A 23,278-nucleotide genomic window follows, 5' to 3' on the forward strand; every position below is an offset into this window, starting at 1 on the left:
CGCCGGTGGGGCCGGCGCGGGACGTCAGCCCTTGGCGCCGAGGTCGGCCAGCCACGGGTAGGCGACGTTGGACATCGACGCGGGGGCGCCGGTCAGCTTGGTGCTGGTGACCAGCACGTTCGGCACCTGAACCAGCGGCAGCCACACCGCGTCGGCGGTGAACCGGCGCTCGGCCTCGACCAGCAGTTTGGCCCGGGCGGCGTCGTCGGTGGTGCGCAGCGCCTCGTTGACGACGCTGTCGTACTCGGGCGAACTGAAGCCGACCCAGTTGTTGTTCGAGCCGGTGAGCGCGTTGTCGTAGAAACCGGCCGGGTCGGCCTTGGAGATGTACCAGTCGTCGGCGAACATGTCGACGCTCTTGCGCAGCGCCTGGTCGGTGTACAGCGAGGTGAAGTCGGCGCCGGACATGGTCTTGATCTGGGCCTTGAGGCCGATCCGGTGGGCGGCGTCCACCACCGCGTTGGCGATCAGGTTGCGGGTGGGGGTGCCGTCGTTGGCGATCACGAGGGTGGGGGCCGCCGGGCCCAGTTCGGTGACCAGCTTCTTCGCCGCGTCCAGGTCGGCGGCGGTGGGCTGCGCCGGGGCGCCCTGGAGGGCGTCGTAGCCGGCCTGGAAGGTGGCCTTCTCGTAGCCCCACGCGCCCGGTCCCAGGGGGGTCTTCCACGGGGTGGCCAGTCCGGCGAAGGCCGCCTTGGCGATGCCCTGGCGGTCCAGCGCGAGCGAGAGCGCGCGCCGCACGCGCGGGTCCTTCATGCCGCCGCGCTCGGTGGGGATGAGCGTCCAGGCGCGGGAGGAGGAGCCGTAGGAGACGGTGAGCGCGCCGTTGCCGGCCAGGGGCGGGACCGCGCTCATCGTGGTGAGGTAGGTGCCGTCGGCGGCGCCGGTGGTCATGCTGTTGACCATCGCGTTCTCGTCGGCCCAGCCGAAGGTGGCCGAACGCACCAGCGGCTTGCGGGACTTGTCCCAGTAGGCGTCGTAGCGCTCCAGGGTGATCCGGCTGCCGGCCTTCCATTCCTTGAGCGTGTACGGGCCCGAACAGGCGTCGGTGCGGCCCGGGGTGCCGTAGTCCTTGCCGGCGGGCTCGGCCTGTTCGCGGTCGAGCACGACGCCCGCGTTGCCCGCGAGGGCCTTGGTGAACAGCGCGTCGGGTTCCTTCAGGCGTACGGTGACCTCGGCGTCGCCGGTGCGTTCGATGGAGCTCACCCGCTCGAACTCGTCCGACTCGTTCCTGCCGTCGGCGGCGTGCCGTTGCAGGCTCCACACCACGTCGTCGGCGGTCATCGGCGAACCGTCGTGGAAGGTGACGCCGGCGCGCAGCTTGAGGACGAGTGTGGTGGGGTCGGTGTAGGTCGCGGACTCGGCCAGGTGCGGGCGCGAACTCAGGTCGGGTTGGGTCTGCAGCAGCCGCTCGCAGACGTTCGCGAGCAGTGCGTTCGAGTCGCTGTCCGAACGCACGTCCAGGTCCAGCGACTTGGGTTCCTTGGCGAGCAGCCATCTGACGCTGTCCACCGGGCCGGCGGCCTTCGCGGTGGTGTCGGTCAGCGCGAGGTCGGCGGGTTTGCCGGGAGTGCCCGCGGCGTGGTTGCCGCCGGCGGTCTTGTTGGAGCAGGCGGTGCTCAGGCCGAGCAGGGCCGCGAGGCCGAGCGCGGCGAGGGTGCGAGTGCGGGACATGCGACTCTCCGGGGATGCGGGGCGTGCGGGGACGCGGGGGTGTGGGGGTATGAGGGGCGGCGAATGGGCGGTGCCGGGAGCGGGTGGTTCGGCCCCGCCCGGAGCGGCCGGCTCGGGCGCGGCAGAACGGCGTTCAGGCGCGGCCGGAGCGGCGGTTCAGGCGCCGCCGGGGCCGTCGTGCAGGTTCCAGGGCAGGAGTTCGTACTCGTGATCGCACGGGGTACCGGCGGTGACGCGGTATTCGCCCGTGGTCAGATCGACGCAACTGGACAGCAGCGTCGCCCACTGTCGGACCGCCGGTCGGGCTGGATCCGGGTGGGTGCACAACGATTCGGGGTAGCCGAGGTGGTCGGACATCGCGGCGTGGATCAGCTTGCGGGTCTCGGCCGGGTCGCCGGCGTCCCGGCAGCGCCGCAGGCCGGCTTCGGCGCGCGGCACTCGGAGCAGCGAATCCGGCGCCGAGGGGCGGTAGTTCGCGGCCAGTTGGGTGGGCATGAAGGCCTGGTAGTGGTTGCCGTGCACGAGCAGGCCGTCTTCGGGATACATCCAGCCGTTGGCGCCGGGGGTGGTCTCGACGTCGATCGCGAAGCCCGAGCGGTGGGTGAGCAGGGCGTTGCTGGCGATGTGTGCGCGGGTGCGGAAGAGCACGTCCAGCGCCTCGGCCGGGTTGGCACAGTCGAGTACGCGGCGCCGGATCAGCGTCTGCGGGATGCCGATGGCGTGGTCGAAGCGTCCGCCGAGGCCGTTGGCGTTGAGGGCGAGGCCGGCCGAGTTGGCGCCCTGCCGGCCGACCTGGCCCGCCTCCACCTGCATCACCACGGTGGGCTTGCCGGGCTGGACCACGCGCACGACCATGACCGTCTCGCGCACGCCGTAGCGCCAGTCCCAGTTCTGGCCGGCGTACACGTGGCCGTCGCCGGAGGCCGGTTCGAGCAGGGCGAAGGAGGTGCAGCCGTCGGGGTTCTCCGGGGCCGGCGCCGCGGCCGGGCCTCCCATCGCGGCGAAGGTGTCGTCGTAGATGATCTCGCCGCGGGCGTTGAGGGCGAGGATGTCGAGCAGGTCGAGGCCGGAGCCCTCGGCGATGCCGGTCATCTCCTCGACCAGGTCGGGGGCGAAGGCGCGGGACGGGGCGAGCCAGTGTTCGGCGCGGGCGGTGACCTGACGCCAGGTCAGGCCGCCGGCGGCGCCGAATGCCTCGGCGTAGTAGTCGACGGCGGTGTGGATGAGCGCGCTCGCCCCTTCGCCGTACTGGCGGCCCCGGGTCCGGGGCTCGCCGCCGATCTCGATGGTCGGAAGGGACACGCCACTCACGTCGTCTCCTGGGGTGCTGGGGGTATGGGGGTTCGCCGTGCGGGGTGTCGCGGGGTCGCGGCTGTCGCGGCGACACTTGTCGTCCCGGGCCGTGCCGTCTCGGGCCGTCCCGAGTCGGATGGTTCGATCCGAGATTCCGTAACAGTCATTACGAGATCGCGGTAACATGTATTGCGCGTTTCATGAGGAGAGTAATGGCTGATACCGGGGAGTCAAGAGGCGTGAGCGAACAACCGCTGGAGAATCCGGCGCTGGCCCGAGTCCGGGCGGCGATCCGTGAGCAATGGGCCGACCTGTCTCCGGCCGAGCGCAACGTGGCCAGATACCTGACCAACTGCTCTCCCGAGCAGGTACTCTTCGCCAGCGCCGCGGACCTGGGCGCGAGCATCGGCGTCAGCAACGCCACCGTGGTGCGCACCCTGCAACGCCTGGGCCTGGGCGGCCTGTCCGCGCTCAAGCGCGACATCGCCGCCGACTTCGTCACGGACGTGGCCCCCGAGGTACGGGTCCGGCAGCGGATCACCCAGGTCGGCCAGGACCTCGACGGCATCCGCGCCCGGGTCTACGACGAGGCGATCGAACGGCTGGAGCACGGCCGGGCCAACCTGGACCCGACCGCCTTCCGCCGGGCCACCCAACTGCTGGCCGACGCCGGCGAGGTGCTCGCGTACGGCGTCGGCGCCTCCGAACTGGCCGGCCGCCACCTCGCGCTCAAGCTCAACCGCATGGGCCGGCGGGCCCGCTTCGTGGGCACCACCGGCTTCGCACTGGCCGACGAACTGCTCACGCTGCGCCGCCAGGACGTGGTGGTGATGTTCGTCCCCGGGCGATTCCTGCACGACATGGAGGTGCTGCTGGACCGCGCCCGCGTACTGGGCGCCGGCATCGTGGTGGTCACCGACGAACTGGTGGAGCGCCTGGCCGACACGGCGGACGCGGTCCTGTACGCACCGCACACCCCGACCGGCATCACCACCGAGTCCCTGGCCGCACTCGTCCTCGGCGACGCCCTCCTACTGGCGGTCGCCTCCCTCGACGAAACCCGCTCCGTCGAACACTCCCACCAACTCACATCCCTCCGAGCCCAACTCCTCGAACCCGGAGAAGGCCGCCCCAAACGCTGAAGACACCCATCGGGGAGTCGGCCCGGCGGATCGGTCAGTCGTGGGTCGGGCGGTGTTTCGGGGCGGGGACCAGGACTTCGGCACGGAATTGGAGGCAGTCGGCCGCCGGGTTGTCCCGAGTGCATTCGAGCATGTAGGAGAGATAGCCGCGGGCCGTGTCGAGTTGATTCAGTTGGGCCTCGATGGCGGTGATCCTGGAGGTGACGGTGTCGCGCCAGTTGTGTGTCGCGGTGCGGCCGGCCAGGACGGCGGCTATCTCGTCGAGCGACATCAGGCCGGTGTCGCGCCACAGGCGGATCAGCGCGATGCGGTACAGGTGTTCCGCGTCGTAGTAGCGCCGGCCCGCGCGGCGGTGCGGCGTGATCAGCCCTCGGCGCTCCCAGTAGTGCAGCGTCGAGATCGGCAGGTCGAAGCGGTCCGCGACGTCGCCGACCGCGACCAGGGTGTCCCTCATCGCCTCAGTTGACCTCAACCCGGGTTGAGAAGGCAAGGTCGATCCCACTCGACCCGGCCCGGGCGCGGATATCCGCGCCGGCCGCGAGTCGGTCTGCCACGCGCACCTCGGGAGAGCCGATGAGAACCGTCCGCGACACGAGTCCACCCCCGACCTCGATCGGCGAGCGGGCGATCCGGCGCCGGGAGCGACTGGTGTTGGCGCTCGCCTGCGTGGTGTCGTTCGTGGTGGTCCTGGACGCGACGATCGTGTCCGTGGCACTGCCGGACATCCGAGCCGACCTCGGCTACTCCCCCGCGGCGCTGCCCTGGGTGGTCAACGCCTACACGCTCGCGTTCGCCGGGTTCCTCCTCCTCGGCGGGCGCTGCTGCGACGTGTACGGGCTGCGCCGGAGCCTCTCCGTCGGGATGGCCCTCTTCACGGCGGCCGGCCTCGTCTGCGGACTGGCCACGTCGCCGGCGGTGTTGTCGGCGGCCCGGGCGGCGCAGGGCCTGGGGGCGGCGTTGTCGATGCCCGCCACGCTGTCCGTGCTCACCGCCACGTTCGCGGAAGGGCCGCGGCGGGCCCGGGTGTTGGGCACCTGGAGTGCGGTCGGCGGGATCGCCGCGACGGCGGGGCCGGTGCTCGGCGGGGTGCTGACGCAGTGGCTCGGGTGGCGCTGGGTGTTCCTGGTGAACGTCCCGCCGGCGATCGGTGCCGCGGCCGTCGGTCTCGCCGTGCTCGCGCCGCACCGGCGCGGATCGGGCGGGCCCGGCCGGCTCGACGTCGTGGGCGCGCTGCTGGCCACGTCGGGGCTGGTGGCGGTGGTGTTCGCCGTGATGCGTTCCGAGGTGGCGGGGTGGGCGAGTGCGTCGGTGTGGGCCGTGCTGACGGTCGGGGTGCTGTTGCTCGGCCTCTTCCCGGTGCATCAGGCCCGGTGGGCCGCCGATCCGCTGCTGCCGCCGGGGTTGCTCCGGCTGCGGTCGGTGCGCGGTGCCAACGTGGTGATGTTCCTGGTGGCGCTGGGTTTCGTCGCGACGCTGATCGTCCTGTCGTTCCACATGCAATACGTACGCGGTTACACCCCGCTGCGCGCCGGATGCGGATTCCTGCCGATCGGCCTCGGCATGATGGTCGGGGCACGAACCGCCGGGTCGCTGAGCCTTCGACTCGGCCCGCGCCGCGCCGTCTCCGCGTACTGCGCCCTGGGCGCGGTGGGACTCACCGCGCTCGCGGCGTCCGCGACCGCCGGCGCGCACGGCTCCTACTGGTGGGCCGTCGCCGTCCCGGGCATGCTGTTCGGGCTCGGCACGGCCGCCGCCTTCACGCCGATCACGCTGGCCGCCACCGCGGGTGTACCGCCGGCCCGAGGCGGTGTGGCGGCCGGGCTGCTCAACACCGTCCGCCAGGTCGGCGGCGCCGTCGGCCTGGCCGTCCTGAGCACGATCGCCTCCGCCGTGACGGGCCCGCACGGCGACGCGGGCCGAACACCCACCCCGCACGCCCTCGCCGACGGATACGCGGCGGCCTTGGCCGTGGCGGCCGGCTGCGTGGCCGGCGCATCGGCGGTGGCCCTCGTCGCGATGCCGCGAAGCACCCACCCGATGGCGGTCCGAGCGCCGACCTCGGGCGCCTGACGACCGCCCTCGCACCGGCCGATCGATCCACCCCGCGACGCCCATCCCGCGCAGGGCCGGCCGGGAGCGATGTCGTCGAAGGCGCGGCACGGTCGCGATGGGCGCGCTCGTCAACCACCCCGGGGAGGCTCGACCGCGCCGGCGGTCGCGGTCACGCGTGGCTCGCCGGCCGGTTGGCGCCGTGCGGGGGCTTCGGTGGGTGTGGTCGTGGTCAGCCACAGGCCGGTGAGCACGGCGCCGATCAGGGTGATGACGCCGGCCACCAGGAACGCGCTGTTCAGGCCCGCTTCGAACGAGGCGCCGTCGGATTGCCGCGTGCGCACGACGGCCCCGAGCACGGCCACGCCGAGCACGGCGCCGATCTGGCGTGTGGTGCTGCTGATGCCCGCGGCAAGGCCTCCCTCCTGGGGGTCGACCGCCTCGATGGCGGCGCCGGTGAGCGGGGACATGGTCAGGGCGAAGCCGATTCCGACGATCGCCAGTCGCCACCACACGTTCCCGTAGCCGGTGTGGGCGTGCACGAAGCCCAGCGCCAGCAGCCCGAGTCCGGCCAGGGTCAGGCCGCCGGTCACCACGACACGGAAGCCGTATCGGGCGGCGAGCCTGCCCGCGAACGGGCTGACGATCACCATCGCGAGCGTGGTCGGCAGGGTCTGCAAGCCGGCGCGCACCAGCGAACTGCCCTGGACGTACACGAAGAACTGGGAGAAGAAGAACGTCGAGCCCATGAGCGCGAAGCCCACCACGACCATCGCGGTGTTGGACACGGTGAACAGTCGCCGGCGGAACAACCGCGGCGGCAGCACGGGGTCGGCGCGGCGCCCCTCGACCACGACGAAGGCGGCGAGGACGACGACCGCGGCGGCGAACCCGCCCAGGATCGGCGGCGAGGTCCAGCCCCGGCTGCCGCCCTCGATCAGTGAATAGGTCAGCGCACCCACCCCGAGAACGGACAGGACCGTCCCGGGGACGTCGATCGCGGGCGCGCTCGGATTGCGGGATTCGCCCAGGAGGCGCAGCCCGGCCGCCAGGAGCAGCGCGCCCAGGGGCACGTTGATCAGGAAGATGGCGGGCCACCCGAAGGCATCGGCCAGCATGCCACCGACCGGGGGGCCGGCGGCCAGGCCGATTCCGCTGAACCCGGCCCACAGTCCGATCGCCTTCACTCGTTCCTGCGGAGCGGGATGGGCGGCGACGAGCAGGGCCAGCGACGCCGGGCTCAGCGCGGCGGCGCCGACGCCCTGGAGCACCCGTCCGGCGAGCAACCAGCCGACCGAGGGCGCCATGGCGCACATCAACGACGCGAGGGTGAACACCGCCACGCCGGACAGGAACACACGTTTTCGGCCGAAGCGGTCGGCGAACACTCCGCCGGACAGCAGCAGCATGGCGACCAGCAGCACATAGGCGTCGACGATCCATTGCAGGCCGGTCAGCTCGGTGTGCAGACGCTCCTGCATGTCGGGCAGCGCCGCGCCGACGATCGTGTTGTCGAGCAGCACCATGAACTGGCCCGCGCAGGTCGAAGCGAGCAACACCGTCCGGCTCGATCGACCGCCTGCGGCCACGGGCAATGCAGCCATGCTCGTTTCCCCTCTTTCATCCGATAGCACCGGGTATGACCGATATGCCGACACAAGACGGCTCGGCAGAACCCGCAAACGCAGTTGAGTACTGCGTTAGACAGGACTGTAAAGCGCATCCTCCGCTAAGGCAAGCAGCAGCTGCGTTAAGGTGAGCGCATGGACGAGCCACGGATGGATGAGCCACAACGAGCCCGGCGGCCCGGCGGGCGCAGCGCCCGCGTGCGCGCGGCGGTACACCAGGCCGTCACGGAGCTGGTCGGCGAGCGCGGCTACAGCGGCTTCACCGTCGGCGAGGTCGCGGCCCGCGCGGGCGTGGCCGACACGAGCATCTACCGCAGGTGGGGCAACCTGGAGAACCTGCTCGCCGACGTGACGAACGCCCGTCTCACCGCCCGGTCGCCGATGCCCGACACCGGAAGCCTGTCCGGCGACCTGCACACCTACGCGGCCAACGTCGCCCGCGAGATCACCGGCCCCGACGGCCCGGCGGTGCTGCGCCTGACCATCGCGCTGTCCGACATGGACGAACAGGGCCTGCGCGCACGCGACGACTTCCTCGCCGAACGCTCCCGGCAGCTGCGGTCGATGCTCGACCGTGCCGCCGAACGCGGGGAGGACCCACCCGACGCCCTCGACGTACTCGACCACGTCATGGCCCCGATGTACATCCGGGTGCTGTTGGGAATCGGCGCGCTCACTCCGGAGTACATCGACGGGTTGGTGGACCGGTTGTTGTCGTGACCCGCCGTCGGCCGGGCAACCCCGCGACCGACCCGGTCACGAATCGACCCACCCGGCCTCGCCCACGCTTCGCCGCACCTCCTGGTCGGACCGAAATCGGCCGGGCGTACACCCGACCAGGCCCTTGAAGGTGCGGACGAAGTGGGGTTGGTCGTGGTAGCCGGTCTCCGTGGCCGCCTCCGTCCACGACAGCCCCGCGTCGTGCAGTCGCAACGCCGCGCGCAGGCGCAGGACTTGGGCCATCGTCTTGGGCGACGTGCCGACCTGCTCCCGAAAGCGCCGCTCCAGGCGCCGTACGCTCCAGCCGGCCGCGTCGGCCAGTTCGTCCACCCGCACGCGTCCGTCCAGCCGCATCAACTCCCGCCAGGCGCCCACGACTTCGGGACAACAAAGCGGACCGTCCCGGAGTCGGGCGGCAAGCAGCTTCTCGATCAACGCGAAACGGCCGGGCCAGTCGGGGCATTCGGCCAGACGCTCGTCGAAGTGCCGCTCCCGCGTGCCGAGCAGGTGCTCGGGGTCCAGCGGGCGGTCCACCCATTCGGCCATCGGGAGGGCGCAGATCCGGTAGGCCGCGAGCGGCGTCAGCAGCACGGTGACGCCCGCCAGGACACCGGTGTGCTCGCCGATCACGGCCGTCGTACAACCCCCGTTGACCATCGAGGTTCCGGACACGGCACGTCGCGGGTCGATCGCGTCGACCACCCGCACCGGTTCGCCGAACCCGATCATCATCCTGACGACCCCGTCCGGCACGACCAAACGATGCCTGGTGCCGCGGGCTCGGAGGCGGAATCCGCGCAGGCCCAAGACGTGTCCGCGTAGTGCCGGTCCCGCCCGCCGGGACACCAACTCCCCTGCCTCCGCGCCGTTTGCCGCGGGGTCCACCTCGGCGCGGACGGCACCCGTCGTGCTCTTGGCACCGTGCGCTTCGGGGCGCCGCTCCCCCGACGGTCGGCCGGCTTCTCGCATATCGACGCACGGTATCGCGTCGGTCACGGCGCCGACGAGCCCGGAAGCGGACCGTCCCCCTGCCCGCACGCGCCACAGGCCCCGCCGTGACGTATTCGTGCAATACAGGCGCCCTCCGACGCGCCATTCTGGGACTCGGGCGCGGCGATCCCGCACCGTCGACTCCTCGGCCGCGAAACGGCTTCGGGGCGGGCCGCGGACGGACGAAGGAGTACCGATGTCGCCGCTTCGACCGACCGGCTGCCCGTCGACGGGGGGCGGGCAGCACCGGGAGGAGGGCGCTGCCCGCGCCCGTGTCGCCGGTCCGGCCTCCCGCCGATCCGTACTCGGCGATGCGACCGGCCGGACCGGCACTCGCACCCGGCAGTGCACACCCATACGCCCTCGGACGCGCCAGGGTCCTCGACCCGCGGCAGACACGAATCGCCACCTCGTGCGATGCCGCGCCCGATCCGCGGGGCCGCTGCCCGGGCCGAGGCACCACCCATGCCTCGGCCCGGAGCCGCGCTCGCAGCCCGCGCCTCCGGAAGGGAAACACCGGGCGACGGAGCCCCTCCCGCGTCCGTTACGAAAGCCCGGGACGGGCAGCCGCAACCCCACGCACAACCACCTCTGCGGGTGGCGGACCCGGCGCGGCGGAGCAGCGGGTCCGGGCGCCACTCGACGCGAGGCCGCCGAAATCCCGGGCGCCGCAAGCGCGGTGGGCCACGCGCGTCCCGGACGCCCCGCGCGCCGGGGCAGCCGTCGGCACATCCGCGATCCGGCCGAGAACACGCCCCCCGGCGTCAGGGCACCGTGACGACGATCTTGCCGCGTGCGTGTCCGAGGGCGCTGACGTCGTGCGCCGTGGCGATCTCCTTCAGCGGGAACACCGCGTGCAGCGGGACGGTGAGGCGGCCCTGATCGGCCTGCTCGGCCGCCAGTGGCAGTCCCGCCCAGCCCGGTGACTCCCCCGCCTCGGAGCGGGAGAACCGCACACCGTGCCGAGCGGCGTCGAAGTCCGCGATGGTCACCACACGCTCCGGGTCGCCGGCGATGGCCACGAGGTCGGCGAGGGAGCCCTTGCCGGCCGCGTCCAGAACCACATCGACACCGCGCGGAGCGAGCGCGGCAACCCGATCGGCCAGCCCCGCCCCGTAGGTGACCGGTACGACGCCGAACCGCTCCAGGAAGCCGTGGTTGCCCTCGCTCGCGGTGCCGATCACGGCGAGGCCCCGGGCCCGGGCGAGTTGCGCCGTGATGGTGCCGACGCCTCCGGCGGCGCCCTCGATCAACAGGGTCATGCCCTCGGCGGCGGCCAGCGCCTCCAGCACACGCGTGGCCGTGTCGATGTTGCCCGCCGCGCCACCCGCCTCCTCGAAGGACCACGCCCGAGGCTTGGCCGCCCACGCCTCCAGCACGGCGTACTCCGCGGCGGCGCCGCCCTGATCCGCGAACGGCACCAGACCGAACACCGCGTCCCCCACGGCGGTGCCGACCACCCCCTCCCCCACCTCGTCGACGATGCCCGCCGCGTCCATGCCCGGCGTATGGGGGAAGGCCGGCGAGACGAAGTCCCGCAGCCTCCCCGAACGCAGGTACCAGTCGGCGGGGGTGACGCCGGTGGCCCGCACCGCGATGCGGACCTGCCCGGGTCCCGCGTGCGGCTCCTCGACCTCCTCGACGGCGAGAACCTCGGAACCGCCATAGCGGTGGTACTGCACAGCAAACACGGTCAACCTCCGTACACACGCCCGTCGTTCGGCGGGAGAGTTCGCAGCCGCGCACCTCCGCGGCCGACGGTCGGCCGGGAAATCCCGAGGCACCACGTCACGCTAACCCGCCAAACGGTCGACCCCTTCCGTTTGTGCTTAAGTGGGAGACATGCCTGCCGGACTGTCTCGGAACCCCACTCCCACCGCCTCCGACGCCCCCGCCCCGGGGCAACGGGCCGACGCCCGAAACAACCGCGCCCGGCTCCTCCGAGCCGCCCGCGAGGCATACGCACTCGACGGCACCGGCGTGTCCTCCAGCGCGATCGCCCGCAGAGCGGGCGTGGGCGCCGCCACCCTCTACCGGCACTTCCCGACCCGCGGCTCACTCATCGCCGCCGCGTTCTCCGAACAACTCGCCGAGTGCCTCGCCACCGTCGACGAGGCCCTACGGGACGAGGATCCCTGGCGCGGACTGCGCACCGCCCTCACCAAGGTCTGCATGATGCAGGCCCAGGACCGAGGGTTCAGCGCCGCGTTCCTGGCCGAATTCCCCGACGCGCCCGACATCCGGCGCGAACGCGTCCGCGCCGAGGCGGGCCTGGCCCGGCTGGTACAGCGGGCGAAGGACGCCGGACAACTGCGCCGGGACTTCGACACCAGCGACGTCACCCTCCTGCTCCTGGCCAACAACGGCGTCCTGCGCGACTCCCCGGCGGACTCCGTCGCCGCTTCCCGCCGCCTGCTCGCCTACTTCCTCCAGTCCTGCCACCCATCGGCCGACACCCCCCTGCCCACCCCCGCCCCACTCCACCTCGACGACCTCTACCGACCGCGGCGTCGATCGGAGTGACCACCGCACCCGCCCGAGGCGATGGATGTCCGGTGTTTCCGGGGCTGCTCGGACGAAGGTCGTGACCGCCGAGGAGTATCAGCGACACCTCGAGGAACTGAAGGCCCGAGGGCAGATCGGCGCGGTGTCCGACTGCCGCGAGGCCAACCGCTGTTGAGCAGGCGCCGGGGGTATCGAGGGCACCGTCGAGCGTCGAAACTCCGCGGCACCCGGCGGGCCCGTCTACCCGCAGTTCAGCGTTACGCTCGCGTAGAACACGTGGCCGCGGTACGGGTCGTCGAAGACCTCGAAGACCTGGGGCGCGTCGGCCGGTTCGCAGGAGTGGCGGCCGTCCGTGCGCGCCGAGTCCTGGGCGTCCTCGATCGCGCTTCGAACCGCGATGTCGGCTGTCGGGCCCATGCCCCCGCCGCAGTACGCCGCCGTCCCGCTCGCCATCGCCGGCGCGGCGGCGGACAGCAGAGCGGCGGCCAACCCGGCGACGAGCAGTGCGCCCCGGCTCGGTCTCGTGGAAGTTGTCGCCATCGGTGATCCCCTCCTGATTCCGGCAGGGCCCGACGGTGGGCCGGGCCCGGAGTCTCCGTCACCTACACGGACGGCCCGCGGCACGGGTTCACCGGGCGGCGCCTCGATGTCCACGATGCCAGGGCCTTGCCCCGCGCCGCCGGATCGGACGGTCCCCGACGCGCCGTTCGGCATGCGAGCGGTTCCGGGACCGGGCGGGATCACCGCCCGGCGGTCGGATGCGGTCAGATGCGGTCGGCTGCGATCAGGAGGTACTGGAAGGAGCCGTTCCGGTAGGAGTTGAGGAAGGCGTCCTCGATGCCCGTGGTGAGGGAGGACGTGGCCCGCAGTTCCCAGTAGGGCAGCGTCGCGGGGGTCAGGTCGATGATGGCCTGCGGCACGAAGCGGTTGTCGGCCATCGCCCGCAGGTACTCCCTGCGCGAGTGGATGTTGCATTCGAAGTGGGCGTTGATCTGGGACACCCACTTGGAGGGTTGCCCGTAGACGGGGTTCCAGCAGCCGGTGATGGTCACGTACCGGCCGCCGGGGGCCAGGATGCGGGCGTGTTCGGCGAACAGGTCGTGCAGGTCGACGTACATGCTCGACTCGTTGTTCCACGAGGCCTGCGCCTGCCCGCTCGCGAAGGGCATGTCGAGCATGTTGCAGACATGGGCGCGCACGGAGGCGTCGATGTCGAGTTCGCGGGCGCGCCGGTTGGCGAACTCGGCCTGCTTGGCGGAGAGGGTCACTCCGTCGACCGAGCAGCCGAAGCGGTGGTGGGCCATCACCATGGAGCCGCCGCGGCCGCAACCGGCGTCCACCAGCCGGGCGTCACGCCGGATCGGCCCGAGGTGGTCCAGGAGCAGGTCGGCCTGCGCGGACTCCAGTCGGTGCAGTTCGCCGATGAGCTTCGCCTCCCGGTCGCCGCCTTGGGCGCCGGCGAACGCCGAGTCGTCGACGGCCCCGATGCCGTAGTGGTGGTGGTAGAGGCCGTCCACGTCACCGAGGCGCAGGTTCACCGGCCGCGCCTCGTGATCCCAGTAGCGGGCGATGTCCCCCTGATAGGGCGTCGCCGGGCCGGGGATGGTCACCGAGATGGCGGGTTGGGCAGTCTGGGTCACGATGGTCTCCTCTTGGTTACCAGAAATCGGGCAGGCCGTAGCGGTAGGTATTGGTCTGGTGCCAGTGGTGGTTGCCGTCGACCCACACCGCCACCCCGCGCAGGAAGCGGGCCACCTGGGGCACGGGACACGCGAGAGCCAGCGCGGCGGCCTCGGCCTCGAAGGCGTGCATCAGGTCGTTGTGCACGTCGATGGCCTTGAGGAACGCCTCGCGCTCGTCGAGACCCTCCCGTTCGGCGAGCACCGCGGGCAGGTTCATGTGCCGCCCCGGAGCGGCGAGTTCCTTGGTGTAGGAGTACAGGTCGTTGACGATGGTGGTGGCGTTGGAGGCCAGGGCGATGACGCGTTGCATCTCCGGCCGGGCGTGCAGGTCGGCGGGCAGTTCGTAACCGCCGACGGTGTCGGTGATGGTGGGGCACGGGCGGAAGTTGTTGAACTGCCGCATCGCCAGGTACTCCCACACCTCGGGCACGTATTCCGTCTGCGCCCAGGCGGCCTCGGCGAGGTAGCCGAGGTGCAGGCGGGCCATGTCGTGCCGGAACCGGTCGGCCCGCGAGGCACCGGCGAGCCGGAGAAAGTAGTCCATGGCGGAGCGGTACGCCCGCCGCGGGGCGTCGCTGTGCAGCGACCGCGCCCAGGGGCCCTGGTACTCCGGTGTGGTGTGCACCGGATCGAGGGCGGTGTGCGCCATGAGGAGGCGTCCGCCCAGGCCCACCGGTGTGCCCCCGTGGTCCTCGCAGTAGCAGTCGTCGAGGGCGTTCTCCGCGGCCATCAGCCGGGTGGCGACCATCAGGTGCTCGATCGTGGGGGCGTCGGGATGGCACGCGACCATGTACTTCCCCAGCGAGAAGCCGTCGAACTGGTCCTCCCACTCGGGTGGGAACAGCGCGACCTCGTCCACCGCCCAGTCCTTGATCCGGCGGCTGACCTCCGCCACCCGCACCTCGTCGGGCTCGGCCACGGGGTGGTAGTACAGGCCCGGAATCTCCCGGCACGGCGTCGGGAGCTGCGCGCGCTGCGCCGGTTGCAGGCCCGTCGTGCCCAGGCCGCTCGGGCCGCGCAACGCGCGCTCCCATACATCGCGGACCGCGACGTCCCGGGCGCCGACGTCGGGGGTTGCGGGCGCGGTCACGCGGTGGTGGCGGGGGGCCGGGCCTTCCCGGGGAGGCTCCGGCGGACCCGGGCGCCGCGCCGCGTAGAGGGCGGACGTCCCCAGGCCGCTCGGGCCGCGCAGCACCCGCTCCAGGACCTCGCGAGCCGGGCCCGCATTCCCCCGGGCGCCGTCCTCCGGGGCACCGCCGTGCGGCACGGGGGGCGAGGCGCCCCCCTTCGGGACGGTGTCCCCGGCACACGTCGCCTCGTCCGCGCGACAGCCGTCGGCCTCGGGTGCGGCGCGGAGTGCGGCGGGCGCTGCCACGGCCCGTGGGCCCGGTGTCGGCACCGGATGGAGCGAGTGATCGGGCATCCGTGACTCCTTGGCTGTTCGAATGGGGCGGTGATCGAATAAGGCGGTTTCCCCGAAGCCGGATCCGCGGAATCGGGATGCGCGGATTCCGGGCGGGTATCCCGGACTCGGAGGGCAGGGGAATGCACGGCCGGTGGTCCGGGAAAAACAGCCGAGGGGCGAATTCCCATATCCGGTCGGTGGGGCCGCCCGTGGTGTCGAGGCGATGTGGTCTTGGCAGCGTTTCTCGTATGCGGCGGGCCGAAGGAAGGGATGCTCGGAGGGCGTTCTTTTCGCATCCGGGAACAGGTTAGGGCGACTCCCCGATTCGGCGAGGAGGAGGGGTCGATTGTCATTCGATATAGTGAACTTCCTGTCACATGTTTGCCGGGCGCACATCGCGGGTGGCCTGCACATCCCGCGTCTCCGAGCGGGTGCCGCCCCATCGGTGGGGCCTCGGCGGGCGCACGGGCGGACCCGGACCACCGCCGGGGGTCCGCCCTTCTCGATCCGGTGAAAAACGGATGATGCGCCGCAATCCGGAAAGCGTGACGAGTGATTCCGCTTTTCTGCTTCGTGCCGGGGCAAACCCAAATCTTTTCCATGAACGGCGCCGCCGTGTTTGACCGGTCGATATCCCGTTCCTTTGCCACACGTCGGGCGCCTCATTCACTCTTTCGTGTAGTAGCAGATTCACCCTCGTTGTTGTCAGGCTGTTCCTGTCTGCTCCAAGCTCGGGAGGAAGAGGCGCTTCATGTCGGTCGACGCAAATCCGCAGCCGTCCGCGGATCGGGAACGGGAACAACAAAGCCTTGACACCGCGGCGGCGCGGAATCTGGCGACGACGACCAAGTCCGTCCCGCAGATGCAGGAGATCAGCTCCCGATGGCTGCTGCGGATGTTGCCGTGGGTGCAGGTGCGGGGCGGTACGTACCGGGTGAACCGGCGGCTGAGCTACGCGGTGGGCGACGGGCGGGTCACCTTCGTGCAGACCGCGGGCCGGGTCGAGGTGATCCCGGCCGAACTGGGTGAGCTGCCGGCGCTGCGGAACTATGCCGACGAGGCCGTGCTGACCGAGCTGGCCCGGCGCTGCGAGCAGCGCGAATACCCGGCGGGCGCGGTGCTGGCCGAGTCCGGGTCGACCGTCGAGCGGGTGTTCCTGCTGGCGCACGGGCGCGTAGACCAGGTGGGGACGGGCCCGTACGGCGGGGAAACGGTGCTGGGCGCGCTGGCGGACGGCGCGTACTTCGGCGACGAGTGTCTGACCGCGGCGGAGCCGACCTGGGCGTGCACGTTCCGGGCGAGCACGGCCTGCACGGTGCTGGAACTGACCCGCGCCGACGTGGCGAACCTCGCCGGGCGGGCCGAGTCGCTGCGCGCCCATCTCGACGGCGTGGCGCGGATCCCCAGGCAGCGGACCAACAAGTACGGCGAGGCGGCGATCGATCTGATCGCCGGCCATGTCGGCGAGGCGGTCCTCCCGCACACCTTCGTGGACTACGAACTCGCGCCGCGCGAGTACGAACTCTCGGCCGCACAGACCGTGCTCAAGGTGCACAGCCGGGTCGCGGACCTCTACAACGGGCCGATGGACCAGACCGAGCAGCAGCTGCGCCTGACCGTGGAGGCGCTGCGCGAGCGCCAGGAGTACGAACTGGTCAACAACAGCGAGTTCGGCCTGCTCGCCAACTGCGACCACAGCCAGCGCATCCAGCCCTACGACGGCGTCCCCGGCCCCGACGACATGGACGAACTCCTCTCCCGCCGTCGCGGCAACAAGTTCTTCCTCGCACACCCCAAGGCGATCGCCGCCTTCGGGCGCGAATGCAACGCGCGCGGCCTGGTTCCGGACGCGGTGGACTTCAACGGGCACCGACTGCCGGCGTGGCGCGGTGTTCCCATCTTCCCGTGCGGAAAGATCCCGCTCACCGCGCAGCGCACGACGTCGATCCTCTGCATGCGTACGGGCGAGGACGAACAGGGCGTCGTCGGCCTTCGGCAGGAGGGCATTCCCGACGAGATCGAACCGAGCCTGTCGGTGCGCTTCATGGGCATCGACGAGCAGGCGATCATCTCGTATCTGGTCACCGCCTACTACTCGGCCGCGATCCTGGTCCCGGACGCGCTCGGCATCCTGGAGAACGTCGAGGTCGGCCGCCGCCGCTGACCGGGCGGGCGTGCCGCCACGCACCGTGCTCTCGTCGGCGCCTTCGCCACCGGCAGCCTGTCCGGCCCGGCAGTCGCCGGGCGGACGGGCCGCCGCGACCCGCGGCGGAGGGACGAACGCGGCGCCCGAGGGTGGCGCTATCGTGGTGGATGGAGTGATGCCGAGGCGCGGAGGTCCGGATGGCCGGGTTCGAATGCCTTTGTGGTCACGGACGTTCCTCGCACAGCGGGCCGCCCGAACGCCGGGGCGGGTGCCGGACGTGCACGTGCGCGGAGTACGTGTACGCGGCCGAAGCCGTCGCGCGGTCGCGCGTCCGCGCCGAGGAGCCGCCGCCAAAGGAGCGCGAACCACATCCGCTCTGTCCGCTCCAGGACCCCGACTGCAACGGCTTCCACCCGACGATCGGCTGGTAGCGCCCGCATGCGGAGGCTGTGATGGGGACTGCCGCAGACGCCCCGGATCACGCGCGGCGGATGGGCATCGTTCGAGCCATGGTGGTTCGGGAACTGGGCTGGGACGCCGACACGGACGACGAAATCCGCGCCCACATCGAGGACATCATCGGCGGCGTGATGGTCGGCGACGACACCGACGAGGTCGTGGATGTCGTGCTGCTGTGGTGGCGAAACGGTGACGGCGACCTGGCCTGCGAACTCACGGATGTGGTGCGGCTCCTGTCCGACACGGGCGCGATCTGGGTCCTCACCCCCGTGACGGGCAAACCCGGTCACGTCGACCGGAGCGAGGTCGCCGAGGAAGCGCACGCGGCCGGCCTCGTATCGGTGGCCGCCGTCACCCTCGGAGCATGGTCCGGCAACCATCTCGCCCGACCCCCCGAACCACCCTCCGCGTAGCGCTGGTTCGCGGACCTCGGCGTACGCGGCTCGGCCGGCCGCTCGGGGCGGCCGGCCGGGCCGTTGTCGGGATTCACATCCGACGGGCCGTCAACCCTTGTGCTCGTGGACCGTGTTGGTCTCCTGGATCTTCTTCCAGGACTTCGGTTCCGGCTGAGCGTCCGCCGCGGCCCTGGGCGTCAGACTCGGCTTCGCCGTGCCCGGCGCGGCCACGCCGGCCGACCCCGCCGCCGGCTTCGACGGCGTGAACAGCCAGGTGTTGAACAGTTCGGCCAGCGGCTTGCCGGAGATCCGCTCCGCGTACGCCTGGAAGTCCTGGACGGTGGCGTTGCCGTACCTGCGCTCGGTCGGCCACCCCTTCAGGATCCGGAAGAACTTCTCGTCCCCGACCGCGTTGCGCAGCGCCTGCACCGCCACCGCGCCCCGGTCGTAGACCGCGCCGGCGAACTGCTGATCCGGGCCCGGGTCGCCCGGCTTGATGGTCCAGAACACGTTGTCGGCCGGGTAGAGGTTGTAGACGTAGTCCGCCAACTCCTGGGCCGTGCCCTCGTTTTCGTGCTCGGACCACAACCACTGCGAGTACCGGGCGAAGCCCTCGTTGAGCCAGATGTCGCTCCAGCGCCGCACGGACACGCTGTCCCCGTACCACTGGTGGGCCAGTTCGTGCACCACGACGGAGGTGTTCGCGCCGCGGGCGAACTGCGCGGGGCTGTAGAAGATCTGACCCTGCGTCTCCAGCGCGTACCCGGTGGGCACATTGGGCACGTAGCCGCCGACGGTGCCGAACGGGTACGGGCCGAATCGGCCGCTGAGCCAGTCGACCAACTCGCCGGTCCGCTCGACACTGGCCTGCGCCGCGCCGGCGTTGTCGCCGAGGTCCCTGCTGTACGCGGTGATGACGGGCAGTCCGCCGGGGGTGGTGTCGGTGCGGATGTCGAACTTGCCGATCGCCACCGTGGCCAGGTAGGTGGCCTGCGGCTTGGTCTGCCGGTAGTTGTAGCGGGTCCAGCCGGCCCGCGAGCTCTGCGTCGAGGTGCCGTTGCTGATCACCTGGGTGCCGTCGGGGACCAGTACGGAGACGTCGAACGTGGCCTTGTCGGTCGGGTGGTCGTTGCTCGGGTACCACCAGGCCGCGCCCTCGGGCTCGTTGGCGGCGATGCCGCCGTCGGGGGTGCGCAGCCAGCCCGACACGCCGCCGCGCAGGACCGTGCCGGGCCGGTCGGCATAGCGGACGACCACGGTGATCGGGCTGCCCTTGGGAATCACCCGGGCGGGGGTGATCTCCAACTCGTGCTCACCGGTGGCGGCGAAGCCGGCGGGCCGCCCGTTGACCAGCACCTCGTTCACCTTCAGCACGAAGTCGAGGTTGAAGCGGGTGAGGTCCTGGCCGGCGGTGGCCAGGATGGTGGTGGTGCCCTCTAAGTCGTCGGTGGCGGGCTGGTACTTGAGCCGGATGTCGTAGTGCGAGACGTCGTAGCCGCCGTTGCCGGCGGTCGGATAGTAGGGGTCGCCGATGCCCGGGGCTCCCGGGCCGGCCTGGGCGGCGGCCGAGGCGGAGGCGGGGACGGACAGGAGCAGGGCAAGCGCGCCTGCGGCGGCAGAGACGGTCAGCCTCGTGCGCACAGTGGTCCTCCACAGGGTCACTGGGAAAACGGGTCGGATCGATCCTTCTCCCGACGGACCCCGTCCTACGCCCGAACTCGCGGATGTTCACGGGAAGAAAGCAACACGAAATGCCGGCGCGGCAATCGGGGGTTCACCGGTTGCCGGGAACGACGACCTCGCCCCGGCGACGCGGTGGGGGTGGGCGATCAGCGCCGAACAGGGCCGGGACGCGGGCGATTTCGGTGACGCGGACGCGTCGGACTCGATCCGATTCGGGCGGTTGCCGTCCGCCTCGACGCACGACGGCGCCGCTCCCGGGTAAGGGTAGCGGCGCCGCGCGTGACGTCAGTGCCGGTGAGGGGGCCGCCTCACGGCGGAAGGCACACCGTGGCTCCAGCCGAGCGGTATTCCACGGCGGCAATGGTTGGGCCCGGGGGCACACCCTCACCGACGACCATCACAACCGACCCCGGCCCGGAATCATTCCCCACCGCCGAACCGTGATCGGCGTCAGCGACTACTTGCGCCAGAACAGGTGGTGCGTCACACCGCTCGGACTGGGCACGACCTCCAGATGGAACCGGTCGAGCAACTCGTCGGGCGACTCCCACAGGCGCAGTCCGCCCTCCAGCTTCACCGGCGAGACCACCACATGCATCGTGTCGACGAGGTCGGCCTCGAGGAATTCCCGGATGACGGTGACCCCGCCGCCGAGCCGCACGTCCTTGCCCTGCGCCGCCTGGCGCGCCTTGTCGAGAACCGTGGCCGGGTCGCCGTCGACGAAGTGGAACGTGGTGTCGGAGAGCGTGAACGAGGGGCGCTCGTGGTGGGTCATGACGAATACCGGGGTCCGGAACGGAGGCTCGTCCCCCCACCAGCCACGCCACTCGTGGTCCTGCCAGGGCCCGCGCTGGGGCCCGAATTTGTTGCGGCCCATGATCTCGGCGCCGATGTTGCGGTCCCAGTCCCGCGTGAAGTAGTCGTCGAGCCCCCGGCTGCCCCCGGGATCGGTGCGCATCGGCCAACTGGCGGTCGCTCCCGCCCAGGCGATCACCTTCTCGGGATGATCGTATCCGAACGGGCGTTCGAGACTTTGATCCTCACCGGCGCCGACGCCGTCGATCGACACGCTGAAATTTTGAACTCTCACCAACTGAGACACGTAATCCTCCTGTGATGCCGACAAACGAGACCGCGTGGGGACCGTCCGCCTGGACAGCCACCCTTTCCCGCCACGAACCCCTCGAACCCGGTCGTTGCCCTCCCAAACGGGGTCGATTCCTCGAGCTTGCGCGTCGGTTTCACGGATGGGTCGGAGCCCTCATCCCGTTCTCGACATCGGTCCGGAGGTTTTCCGAGAAATCTTTCGACCCCGTCTTGCCGCACTCGGCCCGACTCGGGCCTCGCTGTGACGAGCCGCGGCGGAGCGGTTGACCGTCGACCCCAGATGGTTGTACAACCATAATGATTGTAGATCAGTAACGATTGATGGGGTGGTACATGTCGTCGCCCACCGGGATCGGCCGCCGCGAGAAGCTCCTGGTGCTGTCGACCTGTTGTCTGAGCCTGTTCATCGTCGGACTCGACAACACCATCCTGAACGTGGCGCTGCCGTCGATCCGGGGCGATTTGAACGCCTCGGTGTCGCAGCTCCAATGGACCATCGACGCCTACACGTTGGTACTGGCCGCGCTGCTCATGGTGGCCGGCTCGACGGCCGACCGCATCGGCCGGCGTCGGGTGTTCCAGACCGGGCTCGTGGTGTTCGCCGCGGGCTCCGCGTTGTGCGCCGTGGCGCCGGGGCTCGGGTGGTTGGTCGCGTTCCGCGTGGTGCAGGCGGTCGGCGGGTCGATGCTCAACCCGGTCGCGATGTCGATCATCACCAACACCTTCACCGAACCCCGCGAACGGGCCCGCGCGATCGGCGCGTGGAGCGCGGTGATCGGCGTCGCCATGGCGCTCGGGCCGATCGTGGGCGGTGCGCTGGTCGACTCGGCCGGCTGGCGGTCGGTGTTCTGGATGAACCTGCCGGTCGCGCTCGTCGCCATCGTGCTCACCGCGCTGTACGTGCCCGAGTCCAAGGCCGCGCACCCCCGGCGGGCGGATCCGGTCGGACAGGTGCTGGTGTTCGTATTCCTGCTGTCGCTCACCTACACGATCATCGAGGGCCGCGCCCAGGGGTGGTCCTCGCCGCTGATCATCGGCCTGTTCCTCCTCGCCGCCGGTTGCCTGGCGGGCCTGGTGTACCGGTCGCCGCGGCGGGTGGAGCCGCTGATCGATCTGCGCTTCTTCCGCAGCGTGCCGTTCGCGGGGGCGACCGTGACGGCCGTGTGCACGTTCGCGGCGATGTCCGGATTCCTGTTCCTGAACACGCTCTACCTCCAGGACGCGCGCGGCTGGTCGCCGACCGAGGCGGGCCTGCGCACCCTGCCGATGGCGGTGATGACGGTCGTGTTCGCACCGATCTCCGGGCGGCTGGTCGCGCGGATCGGCCCGCGCGTACCGCTGGTCGCGGCCGGTGTCGCCATGGCGACGGGCGCGGCGTTGTTGGTCGGGCTGGCCCAGGACACCTCGACCGTGCGCATGGTCGCCGCGTACGGCGTCTTCGGCGTCGGCTTCGGGCTCGTCAACGCGCCGATCACCAACACCGCCGTGTCCGGAATGCCGCGTGCCCAGGCGGGAGTCGCCTCCGCGATCGCCTCGACCAGTCGGCAGTTCGGCCAGTGCCTCGGGGTCGCGGTGGTCGGCACCACGATCGCCTCCGTGCCGGGCGCGCCCGGCGGCGCCGACCTGGCGGCCGCAACCCACACCGGGTGGTGGATCGTGCTGGGCTGCGCGGGCGCCGTCGCCGTCCTCGGTATGCTCACCACGGGCCGCCGGGCCCTGCGCACGGCCGAGCGCACGGGCGCGGAACTCATGCCCGCGGCGCCGCCCGCCGGCACGCAGGAGACGACGGACGTGAGGCAATGACCGCATCCCCCGCACACGACGCGGCGAGCGAGGCCCTCTCGGATGCCGCCGGGCGCATCTGGCGGGGGATGCGCGTGCTCGTCGTGGAGCGACACGATCGCCGCCGCGCGGTGACCGAGGCGACCGGGTTGAGCTTCGTCCGGGTCAAGGCACTGCGGCGGATCGCCGGCGGTGCGATGTCGATGCGCGAACTGGCCGCCCGACTCGCCACCGACAAGCCGTACACGACGCTGGTCGTCGACGACCTCGAACGGCGCGGCCTGATCGAACGCACCGTCCACCCCACCGACCGCAGGCAGCGAATGCTGGCGGCGACCCCGGAGGGCCTGCGCCTCGCCCAGATCGCGCGCGACATTCTGGACGACCCTCCGGCGACGCTGCGCGACCTGCCGGCGGCGGACCTGGCGGTCCTGGACCGGGTGATCACGGCGCTGGTCGACGCGGACGAGCCGGCGTGGTAGGAGTACGCCCGCCCGGGCGCCCCCGTCTCCTCCGACAGGGCTCGGAATCGGCGTCTGCCCGGGCTTTTCGGTGTGCGGTCGTGTTTCGGTATGGCGGAGCGAAGCGCGGGTAGGAACCCGGGCATTGCCGGGACCGATC

At 71.4% G+C, this 23,278-nt stretch carries 20 protein-coding genes; 9 read left to right on the forward strand and 11 right to left on the reverse strand.

Annotated features, from left to right (window positions below):
* Positions 1-24: 24 nt before the first annotated feature.
* Positions 25-1,671, reverse strand: a complete 1,647-nt coding sequence (locus B4N89_RS43095) for an ABC transporter substrate-binding protein (protein ID WP_078982065.1) — start codon at positions 1,669-1,671, stop codon at positions 25-27.
* 156 nt (positions 1,672-1,827) lie between these two features.
* Complete coding sequence (locus tag B4N89_RS43100) at positions 1,828-2,973, reverse strand: C45 family autoproteolytic acyltransferase/hydolase (RefSeq protein WP_078982066.1); 1,146 nt, start codon at positions 2,971-2,973, stop codon at positions 1,828-1,830.
* 230 nt (positions 2,974-3,203) lie between these two features.
* Here B4N89_RS43100 and B4N89_RS43105 point away from each other — a divergent pair, with 230 nt between their 5' ends.
* Positions 3,204-4,106 (forward strand): MurR/RpiR family transcriptional regulator, encoded by a 903-nt coding sequence (locus tag B4N89_RS43105; RefSeq protein WP_078982067.1) that lies wholly within the window; start codon positions 3,204-3,206, stop codon positions 4,104-4,106.
* A gap of 34 nt (positions 4,107-4,140) precedes the next feature.
* Here B4N89_RS43105 and B4N89_RS43110 read toward each other — a convergent pair whose 3' ends face one another.
* Positions 4,141-4,560 carry a MerR family transcriptional regulator gene (locus B4N89_RS43110; RefSeq protein WP_078982068.1) on the reverse strand — a complete coding sequence of 140 codons (420 nt, stop codon included), beginning with the start codon at positions 4,558-4,560 and terminating at the stop codon, positions 4,141-4,143.
* A gap of 119 nt (positions 4,561-4,679) precedes the next feature.
* Here B4N89_RS43110 and B4N89_RS43115 point away from each other — a divergent pair, with 119 nt between their 5' ends.
* On the forward strand, positions 4,680-6,176 hold the full coding sequence (locus B4N89_RS43115; protein WP_101897543.1) for an MFS transporter: 1,497 nt from the start codon (positions 4,680-4,682) through the stop codon (positions 6,174-6,176).
* A gap of 110 nt (positions 6,177-6,286) precedes the next feature.
* On the opposite strand, the gene B4N89_RS43120 is transcribed toward B4N89_RS43115, so the two are convergent.
* On the reverse strand, positions 6,287-7,759 hold the full coding sequence (locus tag B4N89_RS43120) for an MFS transporter (RefSeq protein ID WP_078982069.1): 1,473 nt from the start codon (positions 7,757-7,759) through the stop codon (positions 6,287-6,289).
* A 174-nt stretch (positions 7,760-7,933) separates the two neighbouring features.
* Between B4N89_RS43120 and B4N89_RS43125 the strand changes: the two genes are divergently transcribed.
* Positions 7,934-8,503, forward strand: a complete 570-nt coding sequence (locus tag B4N89_RS43125; RefSeq protein ID WP_078982070.1) for a TetR/AcrR family transcriptional regulator — start codon at positions 7,934-7,936, stop codon at positions 8,501-8,503.
* 36 nt (positions 8,504-8,539) lie between these two features.
* On the opposite strand, the gene B4N89_RS50365 is transcribed toward B4N89_RS43125, so the two are convergent.
* Positions 8,540-9,256 (reverse strand): helix-turn-helix transcriptional regulator, encoded by a 717-nt coding sequence (locus B4N89_RS50365; RefSeq protein WP_161501018.1) that lies wholly within the window; start codon positions 9,254-9,256, stop codon positions 8,540-8,542.
* 1,001 nt (positions 9,257-10,257) lie between these two features.
* Positions 10,258-11,184: an NADP-dependent oxidoreductase gene (locus B4N89_RS43135; RefSeq protein WP_201261166.1), complete on the reverse strand. Its 927-nt coding sequence runs from the start codon at positions 11,182-11,184 to the stop codon at positions 10,258-10,260.
* Between the two features lie 151 nt (positions 11,185-11,335).
* Here B4N89_RS43135 and B4N89_RS43140 point away from each other — a divergent pair, with 151 nt between their 5' ends.
* Both B4N89_RS43140 and B4N89_RS52875 read left to right on the forward strand, forming a co-directional pair.
* The gene (locus tag B4N89_RS43140) at positions 11,336-12,016 is read left to right on the forward strand and encodes a TetR/AcrR family transcriptional regulator (protein WP_078982073.1); all 681 of its coding nucleotides are present in this window, start codon (positions 11,336-11,338) and stop codon (positions 12,014-12,016) included.
* 25 nt (positions 12,017-12,041) lie between these two features.
* A complete protein-coding gene (locus B4N89_RS52875) occupies positions 12,042-12,173 on the forward strand; it encodes a hypothetical protein (protein ID WP_268812607.1) in 132 nt (43 codons plus the stop codon).
* A 65-nt stretch (positions 12,174-12,238) separates the two neighbouring features.
* On the opposite strand, the gene B4N89_RS43145 is transcribed toward B4N89_RS52875, so the two are convergent.
* The 3 genes from B4N89_RS43145 to B4N89_RS43155 form a co-directional block, all read right to left on the reverse strand.
* Positions 12,239-12,538 (reverse strand): hypothetical protein, encoded by a 300-nt coding sequence (locus B4N89_RS43145; protein ID WP_143658296.1) that lies wholly within the window; start codon positions 12,536-12,538, stop codon positions 12,239-12,241.
* A 224-nt stretch (positions 12,539-12,762) separates the two neighbouring features.
* The gene (locus B4N89_RS43150) at positions 12,763-13,638 is read right to left on the reverse strand and encodes a geranyl diphosphate 2-C-methyltransferase (RefSeq protein ID WP_235619325.1); all 876 of its coding nucleotides are present in this window, start codon (positions 13,636-13,638) and stop codon (positions 12,763-12,765) included.
* 16 nt (positions 13,639-13,654) lie between these two features.
* Entirely contained in the window at positions 13,655-15,079 is a 1,425-nt protein-coding gene (locus B4N89_RS43155; protein ID WP_414646487.1) for a family 2 encapsulin nanocompartment cargo protein terpene cyclase, read from the reverse strand.
* 757 nt (positions 15,080-15,836) lie between these two features.
* Between B4N89_RS43155 and B4N89_RS43160 the strand changes: the two genes are divergently transcribed.
* The gene (locus B4N89_RS43160; RefSeq protein ID WP_078982076.1) at positions 15,837-17,249 is read left to right on the forward strand and encodes a family 2B encapsulin nanocompartment shell protein; all 1,413 of its coding nucleotides are present in this window, start codon (positions 15,837-15,839) and stop codon (positions 17,247-17,249) included.
* A 434-nt stretch (positions 17,250-17,683) separates the two neighbouring features.
* Positions 17,684-18,103: a DUF3052 family protein gene (locus B4N89_RS43165; RefSeq protein ID WP_078982077.1), complete on the forward strand. Its 420-nt coding sequence runs from the start codon at positions 17,684-17,686 to the stop codon at positions 18,101-18,103.
* 90 nt (positions 18,104-18,193) lie between these two features.
* Here the strand turns inward: B4N89_RS43165 and B4N89_RS43170 are convergent, their stop codons facing one another.
* Both B4N89_RS43170 and B4N89_RS43175 read right to left on the reverse strand, forming a co-directional pair.
* Positions 18,194-19,726, reverse strand: coding sequence for a M1 family metallopeptidase (locus B4N89_RS43170; RefSeq protein WP_078982404.1), 1,533 nt, complete (start codon positions 19,724-19,726; stop codon positions 18,194-18,196).
* A gap of 499 nt (positions 19,727-20,225) precedes the next feature.
* The gene (locus B4N89_RS43175; protein ID WP_078982078.1) at positions 20,226-20,870 is read right to left on the reverse strand and encodes a dihydrofolate reductase family protein; all 645 of its coding nucleotides are present in this window, start codon (positions 20,868-20,870) and stop codon (positions 20,226-20,228) included.
* A gap of 338 nt (positions 20,871-21,208) precedes the next feature.
* Between B4N89_RS43175 and B4N89_RS43180 the strand changes: the two genes are divergently transcribed.
* Both B4N89_RS43180 and B4N89_RS43185 read left to right on the forward strand, forming a co-directional pair.
* The gene (locus tag B4N89_RS43180; RefSeq protein WP_078982079.1) at positions 21,209-22,678 is read left to right on the forward strand and encodes an MFS transporter; all 1,470 of its coding nucleotides are present in this window, start codon (positions 21,209-21,211) and stop codon (positions 22,676-22,678) included.
* A complete protein-coding gene (locus tag B4N89_RS43185; protein WP_078982080.1) occupies positions 22,675-23,139 on the forward strand; it encodes a MarR family winged helix-turn-helix transcriptional regulator in 465 nt (154 codons plus the stop codon). The genes B4N89_RS43180 and B4N89_RS43185 overlap by 4 nt, the downstream gene beginning before the upstream one ends.
* Positions 23,140-23,278 lie beyond the last annotated feature (139 nt).

Source organism: Embleya scabrispora, assembly GCF_002024165.1.
GTDB classification, from domain to species: Bacteria; Actinomycetota; Actinomycetes; order Streptomycetales; family Streptomycetaceae; genus Embleya; species Embleya scabrispora_A.

Excerpts from the sequence above, each read along its gene's own strand:
- B4N89_RS43095 (WP_078982065.1), bottom strand. The coding sequence starts at position 1,671 with ATGTCCCGCACTCGCACCCTCGCCGCGCTCGGCCTCGCGGCCCTGCTC.
- B4N89_RS43110 (WP_078982068.1), bottom strand. The coding sequence starts at position 4,560 with ATGAGGGACACCCTGGTCGCGGTCGGCGACGTCGCGGACCGCTTCGAC.
- B4N89_RS43115 (WP_101897543.1), top strand. The coding sequence starts at position 4,680 with ATGAGAACCGTCCGCGACACGAGTCCACCCCCGACCTCGATCGGCGAG.
- B4N89_RS43120 (WP_078982069.1), bottom strand. The coding sequence starts at position 7,759 with ATGGCTGCATTGCCCGTGGCCGCAGGCGGTCGATCGAGCCGGACGGTG.
- B4N89_RS43125 (WP_078982070.1), top strand. The coding sequence starts at position 7,934 with ATGGATGAGCCACAACGAGCCCGGCGGCCCGGCGGGCGCAGCGCCCGC.
- B4N89_RS43140 (WP_078982073.1), top strand. The coding sequence starts at position 11,336 with ATGCCTGCCGGACTGTCTCGGAACCCCACTCCCACCGCCTCCGACGCC.
- B4N89_RS52875 (WP_268812607.1), top strand. The coding sequence starts at position 12,042 with ATGTCCGGTGTTTCCGGGGCTGCTCGGACGAAGGTCGTGACCGCCGAG.
- B4N89_RS43145 (WP_143658296.1), bottom strand. The coding sequence starts at position 12,538 with ATGGCGACAACTTCCACGAGACCGAGCCGGGGCGCACTGCTCGTCGCC.
- B4N89_RS43160 (WP_078982076.1), top strand. The coding sequence starts at position 15,837 with ATGTCGGTCGACGCAAATCCGCAGCCGTCCGCGGATCGGGAACGGGAA.
- B4N89_RS43165 (WP_078982077.1), top strand. The coding sequence starts at position 17,684 with ATGGGGACTGCCGCAGACGCCCCGGATCACGCGCGGCGGATGGGCATC.
- B4N89_RS43180 (WP_078982079.1), top strand. The coding sequence starts at position 21,209 with ATGTCGTCGCCCACCGGGATCGGCCGCCGCGAGAAGCTCCTGGTGCTG.
- B4N89_RS43185 (WP_078982080.1), top strand. The coding sequence starts at position 22,675 with ATGACCGCATCCCCCGCACACGACGCGGCGAGCGAGGCCCTCTCGGAT.